The 3,973-nt window shown below is 42.5% G+C and carries 4 protein-coding genes; all 4 read left to right on the forward strand.

Features of this window, described 5'->3' with window-relative positions:
- Nucleotides 1–473: hypothetical protein (locus IT392_09380; protein MCC6544697.1), on the forward strand; the 473-nt coding region annotated here is incomplete at its 5' end.
- Complete coding sequence (locus IT392_09385; GenBank protein MCC6544698.1) at nucleotides 470–1,918, forward strand: hypothetical protein; 1,449 nt, start codon at nucleotides 470–472, stop codon at nucleotides 1,916–1,918. The genes IT392_09380 and IT392_09385, both read left to right, overlap by 4 nt.
- Complete coding sequence (locus IT392_09390) at nucleotides 1,918–2,949, forward strand: hypothetical protein (protein ID MCC6544699.1); 1,032 nt, start codon at nucleotides 1,918–1,920, stop codon at nucleotides 2,947–2,949. Before IT392_09385 ends, IT392_09390 begins: the two co-directional genes overlap by 1 nt.
- Nucleotides 2,950–2,961: 12 nt before the next feature.
- Entirely contained in the window at nucleotides 2,962–3,711 is a 750-nt protein-coding gene (locus tag IT392_09395; protein ID MCC6544700.1) for a hypothetical protein, read from the forward strand.
- The last annotated feature ends 262 nt before the right edge of the window (nucleotides 3,712–3,973 follow it).

Raw genomic sequence — 3,973 nt, forward strand, 5'->3', positions numbered from 1 at the left:
AAGGTGAACCTATTGCTGAACTTCTTGGACGGACTTCAAAAATGGGTAATCGTATTGGTGTTCCACATACGCCGCCTGGATATAATGCCATGATAAAAGCCTCTGAGCTCTTGATCGGCTCGCTTGATTCAGCCCAACAATATCTAATCCGCTCAATTGCTCTATCTGCGGCTCGCCACCATTCAAGCTTTTTAAATCCATCTCAGGTTAATCATCATTTTAACCCGCATCCACAAACCAATGAATTTATTAAGGATGTCTTAAAAGCTGTTTCCACTTCTGAAATAACATTAAAACAATCTGATAAAATCCTTGAGGCAGCCAAAAAATCTCCTGCAAAGGAAGATGTACCTCTGTTATTGCCGAATGTAGACCTTTTCCCCATTTATGCTCTTGTCGGAAGGGCAATCCTTATGGCTGACAGAGAAGATGCAGCAGGTGAGGAGTTGGAGATGTGGAGGGCTGAATCATGATGAATTTTGATTGGTCAAAGGCGTCTTCGACACTACAAGATTTTGGAGGTAAGCCAGTTATATTGTATGTTCCCAAAACAGGGCTGCCGTTCTTTGATGTGTTGAAGCTTTACGGAGCTATTGATTTATACATCGGACTGCGGGAGGATGTTGCTATACATGATGCTGGCAATGAGTGGGAGGTAACAGGGAGACAACGTACTCATTTTTTGGAAGGCCGGGATGTTGACACGTTTAAACAGGTGTGGGATAAGAAAAAACCTGATGCCGGGGAATTTTGCGATTTCTTACACTCTCATATTTTTGAGAGGCATCTTTCCTCTGACAGCTATTTTATAGAGGGGAAAAAGAGCTATGATTCAATCTTACAGACGGGTATCAGAGGTATAGCCGCTTATACTTACGAAACCTTGCAGACAGGTCAAACATCGAAACCTGAATGTAAGGCTGATATCCCATTAGGTCAAGGAATGCTTGCCTTTGCAGGGGAGAAAAGAACGGAAAGTCTGGGAAACATTTTGTTTTTGCCTGTATTTGAGGGACAGATTGATCTATCTAAAGTAGTTAGTCCTTTGCGTGCCTGGCTTGGATTACCCAATGTAATTTGCTCGCAGGCGTTGGCTTTACTATCTCTTAAATCATCCCTTTTTTCGGAAGGATACCAGAAACGTTTATCTGCGGTTGCTTTCAATACAAATCTTGGAAGCCAACGAAGCGACAATTATTCGGGTTTGATTTCAATAAAATCAACAGCTATAGATAAAATTGAAACGGCTGATTTTGCTGCTCACATACATCGTATTTTTAGAATATTAGTCAGCAAGGCATGGAATAAACAGGGAAGAGAATACAAGGCTACAGAATTTACTCCTGATGTCCTTGCAATGGCTTATTGGCTGATGCAGCCTGTGGGAAAACATCTATCATCAATGATTACCTCTCAGGAAAGATCATTTAAGGTAAAAGGGTATTATCAACAAATTTTTACAAAATCAGAATATGTAAAGGAGGTGTTTGGTATGAGTTACGGGGATTGGAAAGGAGATCATGAGGCGGTGCGTAAATTTGCAAAAGCTGTAGCATCTGCCATCTATTTTGCCCGTCAGAACAAGGCTGATGAAGGTGAAAAAGGCAAAGTATGGTATGACGAAGTAGTCATGCTGCGCTCCGCACCTTCACCGAGGGCTTTTAGGGAAAAAGCCTTGATCCTTCTTGAGCAAGGACATCGTGAGCATGGACAAATTGGGACAGTTCACAGAAACGAGGACTACAACCCTTCAGCGCTTTTGGCAAGTGTTGGAGAAGGTCGGGATTTCGAGACTTTTCGTGACCTGTTCAGGATGTATCTTATCCAAGAAAGCACATATAAACCGAAAGAGTCTAAACCAGAGGTGTCTGATGCAGATGCCTCCGAAACAAACAATTCAGGAGAGGAGGAACAATAATGGAACTGTGGAGCATATCATTTGCGTACCGTTTAGGACTTGGTTTTCATGCTTTAAACAATGAGGGGGCTGACGGAAGTAATCTGATGCAGCCTCGGCGGATTGATGTCGGGCAGATGACTTACGATGGAATAAGCGGGGAAATTATAAGGCGGCATATTTTGGAAAATTTTTTGGATCTTTGCAGAAATCAGAATCCCCAAATCCCCATGTTGCCGTTAAGTGAAGGGTTGCATCCGGATAGAGGACCGATTGGGATTCGTGCAGCTGCAAGGAATGATAGCGCCAATCCAGTAACGCTTGATGCAAATAATCTTTTCACAAGCGTCAGAGCAGCTATTCAGAAGTGTGCTGTTCTTGATGTCGGAGGATTTCTGGCAGCATGGAAAGATGCTCAAGGTAAAGCCAATGCAGGTGATTATGTGGCAGAGAGTAATTATATTAATCGGCATTGCGCACAGATTGGAAGTGTTGACCCCGTAAAAAGAGAATCTTGTTTTGATGTGGCATGGCTGATCAGTGAAAATCCTCAAGATTTAACTGTTACTCAGCATTCGGCGTTTCGTGACACTGCTTCAATGAACAGCAGATATGCGCAGTCAATGCGCTCTAATACATATGGCGGCATTATTCGGGCAGATTTACACCGAATTGGGACTGATGATTACTGGTATTTACAAAATAATCAACAGCGCCTTGCTATAACAGGACCAGAGCAGAAAAAGCGACAAGCAGCCCTTATTGAAGCCATAATAAACTTTATTGCCTCACCTACGGGGGCAAAGACGGCTGGATGGGCTCCTCATGTATTTTTAACAGAAGGCGCAATTCTTTTGACCTCTGCCAGAACAGCGCCGTTTGCATCACCTATAAAAGTTGATTTGAAAGATAAGGATGCACCAGTGCAACCAGATCCAACTTATACAAAAACAATGGAAGACCTTGAAAATAAAACAGATACATGGGTATGGAAATTCAAAGACACCAAAGATCTTCTCGCTGCGGTTGCAGCTATAAAAAGCAAGTTATAGGAGTAAAAAACAATGTCGAGAAAAAAGGGTACAGTGGATTCAGAATCAGTAGCACCTGCTACTGCACTACCATTAATATGGCTCAAGGCGGCATATAAGTTTCATACCTATGCTTACCGTGATCCTCGTTCTGCCTTTGCGTCGGCAATGGGTTCTCCGGTTGTCTCTCCAACAACTGTTTTGCTTGGAATTGCTTCAACACTGTTCTCTTTAGGAAAGGAGTCGGCGGCAAAGGCTTTTCTTGATGTTGCTAATAATTGCAGGGTGGTGGTGGATGCTCCAGACGGAATTATATTTTTCAGAGTGTTCCATCAATTAAGAAGATATGAAACTGATAAATATGACAAACACAACCCGCGTCTTGGCTTGACTAATATTAATCAGGGAACTCGTGAATATGGCTTGGTAGAAGGGCAAACTATCATTTATGTGGGAATTCCTGAAGATCATGCTGAGGCAGCAAAATTGGCTTTGACAAATTTGGGGCATTTAGGAACTCGTGATTCCATGTGTTCCCTTATCGACAGTGTGGCAAACTGTTCTGAACCGAAAGATGTAGTTTACATGCCACCAGAACAGTGGAAAACCGATATACATCCAGGTTGCACGGCTGTAACTCTTTCACGCTTTAAAAATACGCCAGTTACGCAAACACTACCTCATTGGTGGATGGCTGGCGGAAATAACACTGAACAGGTGCCATATTTTATTAGGGGTCGGTTTGAAGGAACAAGTAAGGGTAAAATTTATAGGAAGCGTTGATAAAGGTCTCTCGGTGGGTTTGCAACCAGGACCCCTGATTCTATGCAGATAATTTGGTACATCTCACCGATGAGAACGGTCAAATAACGACGAACGGGCGAGACGGAAGTTGAGGACGAGGAATTTATAAACAGGAGAAAAGGTGTTTTGCCACGAACAAACACGAATTTTATTTAACAGGGATAGACAAGATGAACAGGATAAAAAACATCCTGCCTATGCTGTAAATCCTGTCAAAAATAGTTAGGAATCACTGAAATGG

The organism is Nitrospirota bacterium, assembly GCA_020846775.1.
Taxonomy (GTDB): Bacteria; Nitrospirota; 9FT-COMBO-42-15; order HDB-SIOI813; family HDB-SIOI813; genus RBG-16-43-11.

Excerpts from the sequence above, each read along its gene's own strand:
- IT392_09395 (MCC6544700.1), top strand. The coding sequence starts at position 2,962 with ATGTCGAGAAAAAAGGGTACAGTGGATTCAGAATCAGTAGCACCTGCT.
- IT392_09390 (MCC6544699.1), top strand. The coding sequence starts at position 1,918 with ATGGAACTGTGGAGCATATCATTTGCGTACCGTTTAGGACTTGGTTTT.
- IT392_09385 (MCC6544698.1), top strand. The coding sequence starts at position 470 with ATGATGAATTTTGATTGGTCAAAGGCGTCTTCGACACTACAAGATTTT.